Annotated in this window: 20 protein-coding genes and 1 riboswitch; of the genes, 5 read left to right on the top strand and 15 right to left on the bottom strand. The window is 46.0% G+C overall.

The window, feature by feature from the left end; genetic code table 11:
* Positions 1–5: 5 nt before the first annotated feature.
* The 3 genes from ACRRQV_RS02790 to ACRRQV_RS02780 form a co-directional block, all read right to left on the bottom strand.
* On the bottom strand, positions 6–1511 hold the full coding sequence (locus tag ACRRQV_RS02790; protein ID WP_432527398.1) for an AMP-binding protein: 1506 nt from the start codon (positions 1509–1511) through the stop codon (positions 6–8).
* A gap of 4 nt (positions 1512–1515) precedes the next feature.
* A complete protein-coding gene (locus tag ACRRQV_RS02785) occupies positions 1516–2364 on the bottom strand; it encodes an SDR family NAD(P)-dependent oxidoreductase (protein WP_432527396.1) in 849 nt (282 codons plus the stop codon).
* Between the two features lie 152 nt (positions 2365–2516).
* Positions 2517–3050, bottom strand: a complete 534-nt coding sequence (locus ACRRQV_RS02780) for a GNAT family N-acetyltransferase (protein WP_432527394.1) — start codon at positions 3048–3050, stop codon at positions 2517–2519.
* A gap of 88 nt (positions 3051–3138) precedes the next feature.
* Between ACRRQV_RS02780 and ACRRQV_RS02775 the strand changes: the two genes are divergently transcribed.
* The gene (locus tag ACRRQV_RS02775) at positions 3139–3666 is read left to right on the top strand and encodes a hypothetical protein (protein ID WP_432527392.1); all 528 of its coding nucleotides are present in this window, start codon (positions 3139–3141) and stop codon (positions 3664–3666) included.
* A 33-nt stretch (positions 3667–3699) separates the two neighbouring features.
* On the opposite strand, the gene ACRRQV_RS02770 is transcribed toward ACRRQV_RS02775, so the two are convergent.
* From ACRRQV_RS02770 to ACRRQV_RS02745, 6 genes are read right to left on the bottom strand one after another with little or no spacing between them, the layout of a single operon-like run.
* The gene (locus ACRRQV_RS02770) at positions 3700–4074 is read right to left on the bottom strand and encodes a hypothetical protein (RefSeq protein WP_432527390.1); all 375 of its coding nucleotides are present in this window, start codon (positions 4072–4074) and stop codon (positions 3700–3702) included.
* A 22-nt stretch (positions 4075–4096) separates the two neighbouring features.
* Positions 4097–4489, bottom strand: a complete 393-nt coding sequence (locus ACRRQV_RS02765; protein WP_432527388.1) for a hypothetical protein — start codon at positions 4487–4489, stop codon at positions 4097–4099.
* A complete protein-coding gene (locus ACRRQV_RS02760; RefSeq protein WP_432527386.1) occupies positions 4489–4689 on the bottom strand; it encodes a helix-turn-helix transcriptional regulator in 201 nt (66 codons plus the stop codon). Before ACRRQV_RS02760 ends, ACRRQV_RS02765 begins: the two co-directional genes overlap by 1 nt.
* 15 nt (positions 4690–4704) lie before the next feature.
* Positions 4705–4851: a hypothetical protein gene (locus tag ACRRQV_RS02755; RefSeq protein ID WP_432527384.1), complete on the bottom strand. Its 147-nt coding sequence runs from the start codon at positions 4849–4851 to the stop codon at positions 4705–4707.
* The gene (locus tag ACRRQV_RS02750; RefSeq protein WP_432527382.1) at positions 4848–5351 is read right to left on the bottom strand and encodes a tetratricopeptide repeat protein; all 504 of its coding nucleotides are present in this window, start codon (positions 5349–5351) and stop codon (positions 4848–4850) included. The genes ACRRQV_RS02755 and ACRRQV_RS02750 overlap by 4 nt, the downstream gene beginning before the upstream one ends.
* Positions 5352–5546 carry a hypothetical protein gene (locus tag ACRRQV_RS02745; protein ID WP_432527380.1) on the bottom strand — a complete coding sequence of 65 codons (195 nt, stop codon included), beginning with the start codon at positions 5544–5546 and terminating at the stop codon, positions 5352–5354.
* A 223-nt stretch (positions 5547–5769) separates the two neighbouring features.
* Between ACRRQV_RS02745 and ACRRQV_RS02740 the strand changes: the two genes are divergently transcribed.
* The 4 genes from ACRRQV_RS02740 (at position 5770) to ACRRQV_RS02725 (ending at position 10283) form a co-directional block, all read left to right on the top strand.
* The gene (locus ACRRQV_RS02740; protein ID WP_432527378.1) at positions 5770–6930 is read left to right on the top strand and encodes a Gfo/Idh/MocA family protein; all 1161 of its coding nucleotides are present in this window, start codon (positions 5770–5772) and stop codon (positions 6928–6930) included.
* Between the two features lie 33 nt (positions 6931–6963).
* A complete protein-coding gene (locus ACRRQV_RS02735; protein WP_432527376.1) occupies positions 6964–7686 on the top strand; it encodes a ThuA domain-containing protein in 723 nt (240 codons plus the stop codon).
* Between the two features lie 19 nt (positions 7687–7705).
* Entirely contained in the window at positions 7706–8806 is a 1101-nt protein-coding gene (locus ACRRQV_RS02730; RefSeq protein WP_432527374.1) for a Gfo/Idh/MocA family protein, read from the top strand.
* Between the two features lie 105 nt (positions 8807–8911).
* Positions 8912–9011: riboswitch (purine riboswitch) on the top strand.
* Between the two features lie 90 nt (positions 9012–9101).
* Complete coding sequence (locus ACRRQV_RS02725) at positions 9102–10283, top strand: MFS transporter (RefSeq protein ID WP_432527372.1); 1182 nt, start codon at positions 9102–9104, stop codon at positions 10281–10283.
* Positions 10284–10328: 45 nt separating this feature from the next.
* Here the strand turns inward: ACRRQV_RS02725 and ACRRQV_RS02720 are convergent, their stop codons facing one another.
* The 6 genes from ACRRQV_RS02720 to ACRRQV_RS02695 all read right to left on the bottom strand — a co-directional run bounded on the left by ACRRQV_RS02720 (position 10329) and on the right by ACRRQV_RS02695 (position 15066).
* Complete coding sequence (locus tag ACRRQV_RS02720; RefSeq protein ID WP_432527370.1) at positions 10329–11171, bottom strand: ABC transporter permease; 843 nt, start codon at positions 11169–11171, stop codon at positions 10329–10331.
* Complete coding sequence (locus ACRRQV_RS02715) at positions 11168–12148, bottom strand: ATP-binding cassette domain-containing protein (RefSeq protein WP_432527368.1); 981 nt, start codon at positions 12146–12148, stop codon at positions 11168–11170. The genes ACRRQV_RS02720 and ACRRQV_RS02715 overlap by 4 nt, the downstream gene beginning before the upstream one ends.
* Positions 12149–12383: 235 nt before the next feature.
* On the bottom strand, positions 12384–13019 hold the full coding sequence (locus tag ACRRQV_RS02710; protein WP_432527366.1) for a trimeric intracellular cation channel family protein: 636 nt from the start codon (positions 13017–13019) through the stop codon (positions 12384–12386).
* 137 nt (positions 13020–13156) lie between these two features.
* Positions 13157–13537 carry a DUF2294 domain-containing protein gene (locus tag ACRRQV_RS02705; protein WP_432527364.1) on the bottom strand — a complete coding sequence of 127 codons (381 nt, stop codon included), beginning with the start codon at positions 13535–13537 and terminating at the stop codon, positions 13157–13159.
* Positions 13538–13665: 128 nt separating this feature from the next.
* The gene (locus ACRRQV_RS02700) at positions 13666–14115 is read right to left on the bottom strand and encodes a hypothetical protein (protein ID WP_432527362.1); all 450 of its coding nucleotides are present in this window, start codon (positions 14113–14115) and stop codon (positions 13666–13668) included.
* Between the two features lie 168 nt (positions 14116–14283).
* The gene (locus ACRRQV_RS02695; RefSeq protein WP_432527360.1) at positions 14284–15066 is read right to left on the bottom strand and encodes a TerC family protein; all 783 of its coding nucleotides are present in this window, start codon (positions 15064–15066) and stop codon (positions 14284–14286) included.
* Positions 15067–15190 lie beyond the last annotated feature (124 nt).

Raw genomic sequence — 15190 nt, 5'->3', positions numbered from 1 at the left:
CTTAGCTATTTCAATTGTTTTTTATCCAATTTGCCGAGTGCGGTATACGGCAGGTGTTCCATAAAGACAATGTCTTTCGGCATTTGGTATTTCGCCAGTTTGGTCGACAGCCATTCCCTCAGTTCGAACTGGCTGATGCTTTTATCCGGACGCAACTGGACAAACGCTTTTACCGTCTGCCCGTAATGCTTGCAATCAACCCCGATCACCGTCGCATCCTCAATTGCAGCATGCGCAGCAAGAACCGTTTCGATATCGTTCGGATAAATGTTCATGCCTGCTGAAATGACCAAATCATCCGCCCTACCGGATAAAAAATAACGACCTTGTTTGTCGCGGTACCCCAGATCGCCGGTATCAATCAACCCATTTTTCTCATTTTTCATGGACCACTTGTTTTGAATACAAAAGTGGCCGATTTTGCCAATATTCACCTCGGCTCCTTCCTGCATGACGGCAAAACGCCCGCCTATAACCGGTTTGCCCACCGTGTTAGCATTCACAGCGAGGTCAGTCGGCGTCGCAATCAAGTTAAGCCCGGTTTCGGAGGTGCCATACAAGTTGTACAAGACATCCCCCAGACGGTTCTGGACGTTTTCGACTAACCTTTCGCTCAGCTTAGCTCCTCCAGACGCGATGCAAGTGAGCGTGCCAAGTGCTTCGGAATCCGTTTCCAGCATTTTGTGAATCATTAACGGAACCACCGTAATGACGTCCACTTTGTGTTCAAAAACCAATTCGCACGCTTTTTTTTCGTCGAATTTGTCGTGGATCACCACTTTTTTCCCTAACGCCATAAACGCGAGTAATATCGCAATGCCGTAGCCATGGTAAATCGGTGTCGCGATATAGGCTGTATGGGAGTTGAGCAGCTGCAAGCGCTCCAGTAAAGCCGAAAACGGAGCGAGAAAATTAAAAATGGACGGCTCATGCACCGCTTGTTTTGGCTTGCCTGTTGTGCCGCCCGTAAGCAAAACGATTTTGCTTTTGGAAGACGGCTCTAGCCGGCCGATTTCCACGGTTTCCGCTTGCTCAATAACTTGGGAAAGCGTTAGCTTTTTTAGCTGCTTCGGAGATGCCTCCACTAAAAACCGAAATTCCTCATCAAACACCACGCAGCCAAAATCATGCTCTTCTGCCAGTTGATCAAACTGCAGCCGGCTCATGGAAGGGTTCAGCAAAAAGAGCTGTGTTCCGAGACGCGAAAAGGCAAACAACGCTTGCACCAAACCTGAATGGTTCTTACACAGAAAGGCGATTTTTTGCCCTTCTTCTATTTCGCAGCGGAGGGTTAACAGCGTGACGAGCTTTTCGCTTTGAAGCCGCAGCTCGTTGTAGGTCCAAGTTTTATTGCCATCAATCAACGCAATTTGATGGCCTTTTTTCTGGTTATTCATCGTCAAAAGCAGCATCAAATTAATGCCGTCTCGTTTCATGGCGGATAAAAACGCATTTATTCCGTGCGGAGACAAAAACCCGAGCTTGTGGAGCACTTTCAGCAACTGAACCATGGCCTCATGCACGCTCCTTTTTCTTGGCTTGAGCCGCAAAAATCATGTCAAAAATAGGCCTGAACAGCACCGAGGCGAGCTGTCCGAAGATCAGCCACCACGGCTTGTAGGTTTTTCTTTTTGCTGCCACAGATTCGGCAATCATCCGAGCGGCGTGGGCCGGCAACATGGCCGGAGCGGTCCGGTATGCGAGTGTCGGTTCGATCATCGGCGTTCTGACCAATGGAAAATAAAGTGTTGTAGAGGAAATTCCCCTAGCCTGCCATTCCGGTGAAGCCGAGCGGAACCACGTGTCAAACGCCGCCTTGGAAGCCTGATAAGCCGCCCAGTAGGGAATAGGGTGAAGCAGTGCATTAATGGTGGAAACGTTTACAAGGTGGCCATTGTTTTTTTCCAGCAACGGCAGAACAGACAAAACGAGTTCAACTGGCGCCGTGTAATTGATGGCCATGGTCCGGGTGAAGTCATGAAGCCGGTCAAGCGATTGGTAAATCGGCCGGTTGATGGATTTTCCCGCATTGCTGACAACGATGTCTAAGCCGTTCGGGAAGCGGTGCAAATACCGCAACAGCTCCGCCATGTCTTCGGCGTCCCGCAAATCGGCGCGAAAAACGCTGACTTGTGCTGCACTAGATTCGATGTCGCGTTTGATTTGCTGCAGCTTGTCTTCTCTTCGTGCCACCAAAATCAGTTGGACATGCGCATCCTTTAAAAGATAAGCCAACTCTTTGCCGATTCCGGAACTTGCCCCTGTGATCAAGATGGTTTTGCCGTGCATCTTTTGTTTGATTCGATCTGCATTAAATCGGACCGGAAAAAACAAAATTTTTTCAATGAGTGTATAAGGAGGCATGTCCACAAATCCTTTGTTAAGTTGATAAAAAATTCAACTAATTCTTTCTTTTACTTTACCAGTAAATCACATTAATGGAATAGCTTTATTTTTCCTATTAAAAAAGAAGAAGAGCTCGCTTCCAGAGCCTCTTCTTCTTAGTGTCTTCTAACTCAGAAAATCTTGTACCAGTACAGCGTGATGTCGATATTCGGGTTCGCGTGCTGCTTCAACGTATCGGCGCCGCCTAACTCAAAGCCTTCTCTCGCGTAAAACCGGCACGCAATCACGTTATCGTTTTGCGCTTCCAAGGATAATCCGATAAGCGCTTGTTCTTGCGCCCAGGCTGCAGCCGCTTCCAGCAGCATGCGACCGATGCCGCCTTTCCGAAAATCTTTGCGGACCGCAATGTTTTCGATGTAAGCAAAGCGGTTCCAGTCTTTCACCAAACGGATTTGGCCAACACATTCGGTTTCATGAAACGCTAAAATTATCGCTTTCTTGCCACTGTCGATATACTCGTCCCACTCCAGCTGGTCATCCGGAAATTTGGTTTCCAACTTGTTTTCATAAAGTTCTTCTTTGTAGGACCAGTTGCCATCTATAAAACTTGGCACAATTTTTCCAATGATGGGAAACGATTCGTTTGTTTTATTGATCTGTTCGATCAAGCTTGTTTCCAAAGGCTTCATTACGATTTGAGCCATGAATTCACCCCTTGTCTAATAATTTTAGTCTATCAATTTGGTAGAATTGTTACAATACAAGCCGATAATAAAACCGGAGGTGAAGCAAGTGGATTGGAAATGGACAAAAGTAGACGAGCTTGAGGCTGCTGGGAAGTATAAAGCAGCATTGGATATTATGACTGCAATGTGGAAAGAAGAACCTTTGAACTTGAAGGTTTTTCTGCGGCTTGGTTTTCTGTCTTGGTATGTGATTGCTGAATGGGGCGTGTTAGGTGACACGAATTTAGAAGAAGCGCATTTTGAAGAGTTAGAGCGATTATTAAAAGAGCTGACCGCTTTCGGTTTCACTGAATTTAACGAAGAGGCTGAATTTTTGTGGTTGTTTGGCTACATGATTTCATTGTTTCCTTACTTGTTTGACACTGAAGAAGAATTGGGAAACCGTATGATCAATGCCGCACATAATCTCAAACCCGAAGACCCGGTCATTCATTTGATTTACCTTAAAAGCTTTACATGGGAGATAGCCACTCCCGAACAGTTCAACGTTCAAAAAGCGGCTGGACGTGTTTTAGCCGCAGCTTTTGAAGGAAACGGTGAAATACAGCGGTATTTTAAAGAAGTATTGCGGTGAATGAAATTTTTTCACCAACAATACTTCTTTTTTCTATGTGAGATCGTGCATCTGCATGATCAGCTTGAAATTTGGTTTAAAATCAATTTCGTATGTATGCAAATAATCTTCGTCCTTCACGGTCAATAAAATGCTTGACTCATTTTCGGCATCTGCTGTGATTTCGAACGTTTCAACTTGTTTTAAGTCAAGTTTGGCCAGCAAACGATTGGTAGACCGCTGATGTGTATGGATTTTCACATCGCCATAAGCGGGAGAAATTTGGACAAAAAGGTTTTCATCGTTGTTAGAAAAGCTGTAGGAAGCTTCATTATAATAAAACGGGAGATCTTTCGTGGCAACGTCAAGCAGTTCTGGCTCGGTTTCAAACAAGGAAAGCAATTCAACTTCATTTGGCCAGGTTTTCAATGTAATGCCTCCTCGCTTTTTTTCAAAGTGCCCGTGCATAATAAACCATCGTTGCAGGGATGCTGATCATCATAATTCCCGCGAGCATTATCAGAACTTCTTCCGCGGTTAAAGTTGGGATTCCGTATGAAGACGTCGCCAAAAACAAAAGGACAATGGTACAAAACAAAACAAAATAATTAACCGCCATGGCTTTCCCCATAATTTCTTTTGAGCGTTCATCTCGTGGAAACAAATGCGGCGACAAATAACTCATAAGCAGTTGGTTGATGCCTGCCGCCAACAGCAGAATGCTCGGCGGAAACTGGCCGTCCAGTATATAATCGGCATTCAAGTATACCGCCATGCCGATCAAAACAATTCCGGAAAACAAAAAAGTCAATCGATTTTCCTTTCCTTTATCCATTTTCCGCATCACGATTCCTCCTCGTCAATAAAAATATCTTCGATTTTGCAATGAAAAACGCGAGCCAGTTTAAAAGCGAGCGGAATCGAGGGATTGTACCTTCCCTTTTCCAATGAAATGACGGTCTGCCGCGAAACGCCTAATTTATTGGCTAATTCGTCCTGTTTCAACTGATGCGCTTCGCGCAAATCTTTTATGTTGTTTTTCATCCAACTTCCCACCATTCATGTAAAGTGCGCTTTACGTAAAGCAAACTTTACATGAATTTGATCAGAAAAGCAATACAAGCAAACAAAAAGGAAGAAAGCCCATAGCTGTTCTTCCTTTTTGTTTCTTTTTGCCAGCAAATCCGCCTCCTGTTCATCATTCATTCCCACACTTGATCCAATTTATCCGCATAAAAACGCAAGGCTTTTTTGTACGCCTTTATGTCTTCGTCTTCGGAAGTTTCCGTTAAACACGTAAGCATCAATTCCATCGCCTTGGCAAAATCCCCTAAATTGTAAAGCGCCATGGCCAGGAATGCCTGCATTGCGCGATTTTCTGGAAACATCTCCAAGGCATCGGTTATGACTTCTTTTGATTTTTGGTATTTGCCCAATGTGCGGTAAGTGCTTCCCAAACCGATGAATGCGCCTTCCATGTCTTTCCCCTGCAAGCCAAGGCGAATGGCTTTTTCATAATAAGGAACGGCTTGCGCTTCTTTTCCCAAAACATCATAACTCCAGGCGCATTGATAATGAACAAACGGATCATCCGGAAAGTCCGCTGCCAGCTGTTGAAGCAATTGGTTGGATTCCCCGTAATTTTTTTCAGTCCGAAGCCCGAGCGCCTTCTTTAGTACTTGCTCCATTCTTTCTACTGCTTTCATTCAATAAACCCCAAACGTCGCAATTACCGCAATCGTCCACGTTATCAATACAAAAGATGTGGTCATCCAAATCGTGTTAATAAATGTTGGCTGATCTTTTTTGATTTTTTTCAGAATCTCCACTAAATTAATGCAAAACATTATCGCCAGTAACGGTATTAAAAACCAGCCCATATACAAAAATACTATCCCCATAGTGAACCTCTTTCTTTTCTTTATTATAAAAATCCGGCCAATCGCTGTATGTTCTTAAATTAATTAGCCTTCTCTCTTTACTATTAATTCTCTATTTTCCTAAAAATCCCTTTTATTTTTTGAACAATTGCAGAAAAGCTTTCATTATAATTTGACAGAATAATGAAATTCCGAGACGATGTAAACGTGTTCATTTTAGATAAGCGACAAAGGGGATGAAAAAATGAAAGAAGTTAATGTTGGCATGATTGGCTATAAATTCATGGGGAAAGCCCATAGCAACGCGTACCGAGCGCTTCCGATGTTTTTCCCGGAAAGTTCGGTTCCGAACATGAAAGTGATTTGCGGGCGCCATCCGGAAGCTGTTGCAGAAGCGGCAAAGCAGTTCGGCTGGCAGGAATTTGCAACAGATTGGAAAGAACTTGTTGCCCGGAATGACATTGATGTGATTGACATTAACGCACCGAGCAATGTCCACAAAGACATCGCGGTCGAAGCCGCCATTGCTGGCAAGCATATCTACTGCGAGAAGCCACTTGCTTTGTCGCTGGCGGATTCCCGAGACATGTTGGAAGAAGCGGAAAAAGCTGGTGTCAAGCATATGGTAGGCTTTAATTACCGCTTTACCCCTGCAGTCATCCTGGCAAAGAAATTAATCGACGAAGGCCGGCTCGGCGAGATTTATCATTTCCGCGCTTGGTTTTTGCAGGACTGGCTAGTGGATCCCGCCTCTCCCCTCGCTTGGCGGCTTCAAAAAGACATTGCCGGTTCTGGCGCCCATGGAGATTTAGGTGCGCATTTAATTGACCTATCTCATTACCTCATTGGCGATATTTCGGAAGTTGTGGGGATGAGCGAAACGTTTATCAAAGAACGGCCATTGCCGGAAGAAACGAGCGAATTGTCCGGAACGAGCAGTTCCGATGCTGAAAAAGGACCGGTCACAGTAGATGATGCGACCTTGTTCATGGCACGTTTTGAAAACGGTGCGCTTGGCAGTTTCGAAGCGACACGTTTTGCGACCGGGCACCGCAGCAAAAATTCCTTTGAAATCAACGGCAGCAAAGGCAGCGTCGTTTTTGATTTTGAGCGGATGAACGAGCTCCAAGTGTATTTCGAAGACGATCAGGGCGACGTGCAAGGCTTCCGCCGCGTGTTGGCGACAGATGCTCCGCACGCGTACTCCGATGCTTGGTGGCCAGCGGGGCATCCGATTGGCTATGAACATACGTTTACCCATGCTTTTTTGGAATTCTTGAAAGCGATTGAAGAAGACCGCCAGCCGGTGCCGAATTTCGCTGACGGCGTCAAATGCCAGCAAGTACTGGAAGCCGTTGAATTATCCATTACTGACCGGCAGTGGGTCCGCGTTTCCAGTCTTTGATTTGCAGTTAACTTGATAGGGGTGTTTGTTTTTATGAAGAAAAAAGCATTGATTGTCCAAGGCGGTTGGGATGGCCACGAACCGGAACAAGTTTCCGCGATTTATAAAGGAATGCTGGAAGAAGAAAACTTTGAAGTGGAAGTTGCCGATACGCTTGATGCTTACGCCGATAGCGAAAAATTAAAGACGCTTGATTTGATTGTACCGAACTGGACGATGGGCGAAATCGACAAAAAATACGTCTGGAACGTTTCAGAAGCAGTGGCGAGCGGCGTTGGACTTGCCGGCAGCCACGGCGGCATGTGCGATTCGTTCCGCAATAACGTCGACTGGCAGTTTATGACCGGCGGCAACTGGGTCGCCCATCCCGGAAATGATGGCGTGGAATACAAAGTGAACATCAAACAGTCCTCAAGCCCGATTTTAGAGGGGCTCAATGATTTTACCGTCGTCAGCGAACAATACTACCTGCACATCGATCCTGCTGTGGAAGTGCTGGCCACTACCCGCTTCCCCGTCGCCGAAGGGCCGCATTCTTTGAATAAAGCCGTCGATATGCCCGTCGTTTGGACCAAACGCTGGGGAAGCGGCCGGGTCTTTTACAGCTCGCTCGGCCATGTCGCCAACATTGTCGCCATGCCAGAAGTGTCGCTCATTATGAAAAGAGGCTTTTTGTGGGCAGCTGAAGGCAAAGCACTATACGTAGAAAGCGCACAGAAAAGCCCCATCTATACCGGCATGGGAGATAGCCAATAAACAGCTTGGAGGAAAATAAATGAAACAAATGAACATTGGCATCATTGGCTGCGGCTATATCAGTTCCATTTACATGGAGAACATTCCAAGTTTCAGCCATTTATCGCTTGCAGCATGCGCCGACATCGATTTAGATCGGGCCCGTTCGCAAGCAGAAATTTATAACATTCCAAAAGCGTGCACCGTCGACGAACTGCTTGGAGATTCCGAAATCGACATCGTCATCAATTTGACGCTGCCAAAAGTGCATGCGGCCGTTTGCCTGCAAGTGTTGGAAGCCGGAAAGCACGTCTATGTGGAAAAACCGTTGGCGATTTCCCTGGAAGAAGCGCGTTTGGTGTTAGCGAAAGCCGAAGAAAAAGGTTTAGTGGTTGGCGATGCGCCCGATACGTTTTTGGGAGCAGGCATCCAAACCGCTTTGCAGTTGATCGAAAACGGCGAAATCGGCGTGCCGATCGGCGCTTCTGCCTTTATGATCAGCCGCGGGCATGAACATTGGCATCCGAATCCGGCTTTTTATTACGAACAAGGCGGCGGTCCAATGTTTGATATGGGCCCATATTACCTGACGGCTCTTATTGCATTACTCGGGCCGATCCACCGGCTTAGCGGATCTGCCCGCATCAGCTACTCGGAGCGGACGATAACGAGCGAACCGCTGGCAGGAGAAAAAATCCAAGTGGCGACCGAGACTCATATTTCTGGTACCATCGACTTTGCTTCCGGCGCAATCGGAACCATTACCACCAGTTTTGATGCGTTCGGCGGCTCTTCCCTGCCGCCTATCGAGATTTACGGCAGTGAAGGAACGCTGCTCGTGCCAGATCCGAATACATTTGGAGGGCCAGTCAAACTGCGCAAAAAAGGTGCGGAAGAGTTTACCGAGGTGCCTCTCGTTTCCCAGTTCCAGAAAAATGGCCGCGGCATTGGCGTCGCTGACATGGCGAACGCCATCGCGGGCGGAACTGCCCACCGCGCGAATGGCCAAATTGCGTTCCATGTGCTTGAAGCGATGCATGGATTTTTAACTTCTTCCAAAGATGGGGTCTTTTATTCCATGGAAAGCACGTGTGACAAGCCTGTACCAATTCCAATTGCCGATCAAATTTATCATTCATAGCACTCAAACAGCGTGGAAACATTTCCCCGCTGTTTTTTAGTTCTACCAGGAGATTGCAATTTCCCTTGTATGAACACCGAAAGTATAGTAGTATTTTCAGAGTGAATTCATTTAAATAAGATTATCTGTATAACTTCTAGAATATGGCTAGAGGGTCTCTACCAGGAACCGTTAAATCCTGATTACAGAAAACGAGCAAATCGTTTTTTGTAATCAGGATTTTTTTATTGTTTTCTGAATAGGCCCATTAGCCATTTTTTGGTTGCAGACAATACGAAAGGACGAGTAGTTACTCATGAACTTGAAAGTTTACATTTTAGCATTATCTGTTGTCGCAGTAGGCTTGGTGGAATTGATCGTCGGCGGAATCCTGCCGAGCATTGCCCAAGACTTAGACATCACGTTAAGCGCTGCCGGGCAGCTAATTACGGTATTCGCCCTCATTTATGCAATAGCCGGACCGGTGCTTTTGGTAATGACCCGGAAAATCGAACGAAAGAAATTGTATTTGATTTCGCTGTTCCTCTTTTTCCTTGGAAACGTCATGACGTACTTCAGCCCGGACTTTGCCTTTATGATGATTGCGCGGGTGTTGACCGCGGCAAGCACCGCACTGATCGTCGTGCTTTCGTTAACGATTGCCGCAAAAATTGTGGCGCCAGCCTACCAAGCGAAAGCCTTAGGCCTTGTGTATATGGGAGTCAGCTCGTCGCTTGTGCTCGGTGTGCCAATCGGAATTTTGGTGACTGAGGCTTTCGGGTGGCGCGTCATCTTCCTTGGCATCGCGGCTTTGTCGATCGGTTCTATGGTTTTGATTGCGTTGTTTTTAGAAAAAATCCCAGGTGTGGAAGCCATTCCGCTTTCGCAGCAGCTAAAAGCCGTGGCCAGTCCGAAAATTGGCAGCGCACATTTGGCGACGTTATTTATGCTGGCGGGCCATTACACGCTTTACGCATATTTCACGCCGTTTTTGGAAACCAACCTTCAGTTGAACTCCAACTGGATCAGCATCTTTTATTTGATATTCGGAATTGCTGCAGTGAGCGGCGGCGCATTTGGCGGTACGCTTTCAGACGCCATCGGGCCGCCAAAGAGCATCATTTTCGTTCTCGCGGCATTCGCCGTGGTGCTGTTCCTTGTACCGTTTACCACGTTTTCACTGATCGTCTTCATTCCCGTGATGGTGGTATGGGCAGCGCTCAGCTGGAGTCTGGCGCCGGCACAGCAAAGCTACTTGATTCAAACCGATCCGGCAACGTCCGATATCCAGCAGAGCTTTAACAATTCCGCGCTGCAAGTTGGCATTGCGCTCGGATCCGCTATTGGCGGTCTCGTGTTGAATCAAACCGGCTCTGTAACGACTACCGCTTGGGTCGGCAGCGTCGTCGCGGTGATCGCGCTGCTTTGTGCGGTATTTTCGTTAACGCGGCCAGCCATCGTAAGAACTTTCTCTCCCACTAAAAGTTCGAAAATTTAAGAGCGTGACAAAAGGAAGAGCATCGTTCTCTTCCTTTTTGCATGCTTATTTTTTGTTTCGATAAAGATAAATCGTCAGCGGAGCGAATATGGCGGTGATGATCAACGACACGATCAGCACCCAGATAATTTGCGGCGACGTCACCGTACCGTGCATAAAGCCGCGTACTGCCGTAGCCAAAATGGAAATCGGATTGACTTCGACGAACCCTTGGAGCCAGTTCGGCAAGGTTTCCGGCGCCACAAAGACGTTGCTGATAAAAGTCAGCGGCATCAAAACCATAAAACTGATCATCATCAAGGATTTTTCGGAACGGACAACCAGTCCAAAAGCGGTCCAAATCCAGGAAAAGCTGAATGAGAAAATCAAGATCAATACAATGGCACCGAAAAGGCCGACTATGCCTCCTTCTGGCCGGAAACCAAGTACAAAGCCAAGCCCGATCATCACAACCGATGCCATCGAGTATCGGATCACATCGACAAGCAATGCTCCAATCAGTGCAGACGGCAGCCAAATGGGCAGCGTGCGAAAGCGGTCAAAAATCCCTTTGCGGATGTCATTGTTTAAATCAATGCCGGTGTACATCGTAATTTGGGCAACCGTCATGACGAGTATTCCAGGAAGCAGAAACTGGAGATATTCAGCTGTTGAACCAGCAATGGCTCCGCCGAATAAATACGTGAACATGAGCAAGAAAATAATTGGGAAAACCGTAACGTCAAACATTTGTTCAGGGACGTGCTTGATCCGCAATAATGCCCTTGTCGCAAAAGTCATGGTGGATGCGAATGCGCTTGGCGGTTTTGGGCGCTTGCTTGAGGCGATCGAATCGCGCAATTGCTCTTCCCTGGCTTGATCATCGCGTTGCTCAACAAATTCCGTCATGGGGTTTCCTCCTCAGGCGATTTGTCCTGTTCAGCTTTGTGTCCGGTTAATGTAAGGAAAACTTCATCAAGACTGGGTCTGCCAAATGAAAAATCACTGATGGCGATTTTCTCACGCGCTAATTCGCTTAATGCGTCTGCAACTAAAGAAGGGTCGTTCATTTGTGCGGAAAGCGAAGTGGAATCAGCTGCAAAATGAACAGCAACAGACAATCTCCGTTCTAGTATGGCGACACCCTTCGACCGATCCGCAGCCTCTACTAGCTGGATAGTTAAGGTTCCACTGCCAACAGAAGCTTTCAAATCGCTGCTCGTGCCTTCTGCGATAATTTTGCCTTGATGGATCACAGCAATCCGGTCCGCCAGCTGGTCCGCTTCGTCCAGATATTGAGTTGTAAGGAGAACCGTCGTTCCTTCATTGACAAGCGCCCGAATAATATCCCATACTTGGTTGCGGCTTCTCGGATCCAAACCGGTTGTAGGTTCATCCAAAAACAACAGATCCGGTGTCACCACGATGCTCGCGGCAATATCAATGCGTCTTCTCATGCCTCCAGAATAATTCCTCACTTGGCGTTTTGCTGCATCTTCCAAGCCAAAAGCGCCCAGCAATTCGGAAGCCCGCACTTTTGCCGCTTTTCGGCCGTAACCCATCAGCCGCGACATCATGACAAGGTTTTCCATGCCGGTCAAATCTTCATCAATCGAAGCGTATTGGCCAGTCATGCTGATGCGGCTTCGTATGGCATCCGGTTCTTTGATAAGGTCATGGCCGAACACTTTAGCCGTTCCGGCATCCGGCTTTGAAAGCGTGGCGAGCATGCGGATAGTTGTCGTTTTACCCGCTCCATTCGGTCCTAGAAATCCGTAAACAGTGCCTTTTGGAATTGTTAAATCCACTCCGTCCACTGCTCGGTCTTTGCCAAAAACTTTGACCAGCCCTTTTGCTTCAATCGCCCACTCGTGCTTGTTAATCATCTGTTTCACATCATTCAAAATTCTCACCCTTTCTTTCCATAAGCAAAGCGGCGTAAATCTACTATGTATGACAGAAAACTACTTGAATAATTGCCGGTTTGTTATTGCAAAAGGGATGAAACCGATACAGAACATATGTTCTTTTTTATTATATACCTAGGCTTCAGCAATGTAAACAAAGTTTTTAGATTATTTTAAAAATTATGTATTAGAAAAGGTTTTAACTTTAAAAGACTTATATTTTTTCCGTTGATTTAGAAAAGGAGTTCTTCGTTTTTGCAAACCGATAAGGTAAATGAAACCGCACACCGGAGTGGATCGCGGCCATGCGAATGGCAACAACTAGAAAGACCGCTAAAGTAAGTTCAAGCGGATTCGTCCAACCCAACCATACATAAATGCCACAAAACAGGGTCAATATGGCATGGATTTCTTCTTTCAAGGCTAAAGGCTGTTTTCCGGCCAAAAGGTCCCGAATCATTCCCCCGCCAAGGCCTGTAAACATGGCCGCTAAAAGCATCAAGCCGATGTGGCCATCAATGAGCTGGACAGCAAGTGCGCCTTGCAAAGCAAAAGTTGCCAGCCCAATCGAGTCAAAGAACAACCCCCACCTTTTCCAATGCGACGTCCACTCCAGCGGAAGCAAAACAATCACCACCAACGTCGCAAATACGATGGCTATCGTTTGAGGTTCCCAGAGCGAAGAAACCGGTGCGCCAATGAGCAAATTGCGGATTGTGCCTCCCCCGAAAGCGGTCGTTAATCCCAAGACAAAAACGCCGATAAACGAGTATTCCACTTCAATAGCAATCAATCCTCCGCTGGCAGCGTATGCCGTTATGCCAATCATGATCAATAAAGTCCAAGACATCTTTTTTTCCTCCTAATTTTTCTCCACATTGCTGCGAAAAAACAAAAACCACCATTCAACAGGCAGACTTCGCCTGTTGAATGGTGGTTAGTTAATAGCACTTGCGTACCTTATCCCAATCCGCCACTAGTTGTCATTTATTTTTCTCGCGGGAAATCAATTGGCCGATCAAATACAAAAATCGACATCACTTCATCGTTTTCTACGTTAATATCGGTAAACAGCTTTTCAAACTTCGCGCCTACCAATTCTTCCATTTCAGTCGGTCGGATTTGATTGTACAGCTCCTTGATCATTTGGGTCCGAGCCTGCCAAATCATATTCTTCCCGTCTTCATTTTGGATGATAAATTGTTCCACCGTGCTTAGGCTGCCACTCATGGAGGCGATGGCCCAATTGTTGTGGAACGTCACTTTTATTTTTTCCGGCCCTTTGCCGACATGTTTTTTCCGATAAGACCGGACCAAATTTGCAAATTGCTGTTCAACTAATTGAGTGGACGACGGAATAGCCCCCACCTGCTTTCATTGTTTTATCCATGTTAATAGCTAAACGGATTTTTTAATTTCACAAGTAAATAGTATACCACTCTGTTATTTTCCTGCAAACTAAGTTGCTCGCCTCGAGACGAGTTTTTCACCTTTAATTAATCAGCATCTATTAACCCGTACCGTCGTTTTTCCCCCATCCATTCGCTGATTTCGCGCCATTGAATTTCTTTTGCTGAAATCCAACTGCTGGTGCCATCAAACCGCTGTTCCAATTGCCATTCTTCCGTATCTGCCCAATAGAAAAATCCGTCCTGCATAGTCAATGTAGCACCGCGGATAACGGAATCGTAATTCGCTGGACGAGGGATGAGGATTAGCCCGGTCACGCCTTTAAAAACCAACTCGATTGCAGAGGGTTTTTCTTGTCTTTGAAACAATACCCGGACACAGGTATCCATTTCCATCGACATGCTCATTGAAAGATCTTCTTCTATATAACTATCGGTCAACATAACGAGTTCTTTTAAACAGCTGTCATGAAAACCGCCGAAAAAGTCCATAAGGGTTAAGATATCGATTTTATCTTGAATAACTTCCCATTTCATTTCATTTCATCCTCTAGTGAATGTCATAATTTATTTTATCTTTTATTTTACTAAATGATTCTGAATGGTCATATTTTTTTCTTATAAGTAAATCAGTTAAACAAAAAAACCCCCGGCTCGATTTCTCGAGCCGGGGGTTTGCCATTACTTGCAAAAGGTCATTACCCCTTAAGCTTCATTTTCTTTTTTCTTCTTAATGCCTACCAAAGCGCCAACTACAACAATTCCGACAAGCACGGTCCAGAAGACGATTGTCCAAGGAGTTGAATGCGGGAAGTCATGTGGCAATACGCCAAGTTTCTCGTGAGACAATGTCATAACAAGAAGCTTAACCCCTACCCATCCGACAATAACAAATGCTGCTGTTTCAAGCTGCGGATAGGTTTCCAACAGCTGAACGAATTTGTGGGCTGCAAAACGCATAATGATAACCCCAATCAAACCACCGGCAAGCATTACGAAGAACTGCCCGGAGTTGATTCCGCCAATATCTGTGAATCCGAATACGTCCCAGTGCGGCAAAGTAACAGCAAGTGCTACCGCTGCAAGCATAGAATCGATGGCGAATGCAATATCGGCCAGTTCGATTTTAAGGACAGTCATCCAGAAGCCAGAACCTTTTTTCTCTTTTTGTTCAGCATCTTCTTCGTGATCATCTCCATGTCCTTTACGCTGATCGTAAATGTGCTTGAAACAGATGAACAATAGGTAAGCTGCACCCAATGCTTGAATCTGCCAAATATTCACGAGCAACGTGATCATGAACAAAGCCCCGAAGCGGAAAATAAATGCCCCTGCTAACCCGTAAAACAATGCTTTTTTCTGTTGCGCTTTTGGCAAGTGCTTAACCATAACCGCCATAACTACCGCGTTATCCGCAGCCAATAGCCCTTCCAAACCAACTAGTACTAGTAAAACCCATGCATACTCCAATAATATTGCTGTGTCCATCTTTTTCCTCCTCCTAATTTTTGCCAACAAAAAAGACCCTTGCCTAATAAAAGGCAAAGGTCTCGCTAAGCAAAATTGATTGCTATCACAACCGATGGCTACGAACCATGTAATGACGACTGTG

The sequence above is a fragment of the Planococcus sp. YIM B11945 genome, assembly GCF_050864155.1.
Taxonomy (GTDB): Bacteria; Bacillota; Bacilli; order Bacillales_A; family Planococcaceae; genus Planococcus.
This window is presented reverse-complemented; position numbering and strand designations above follow the sequence as displayed.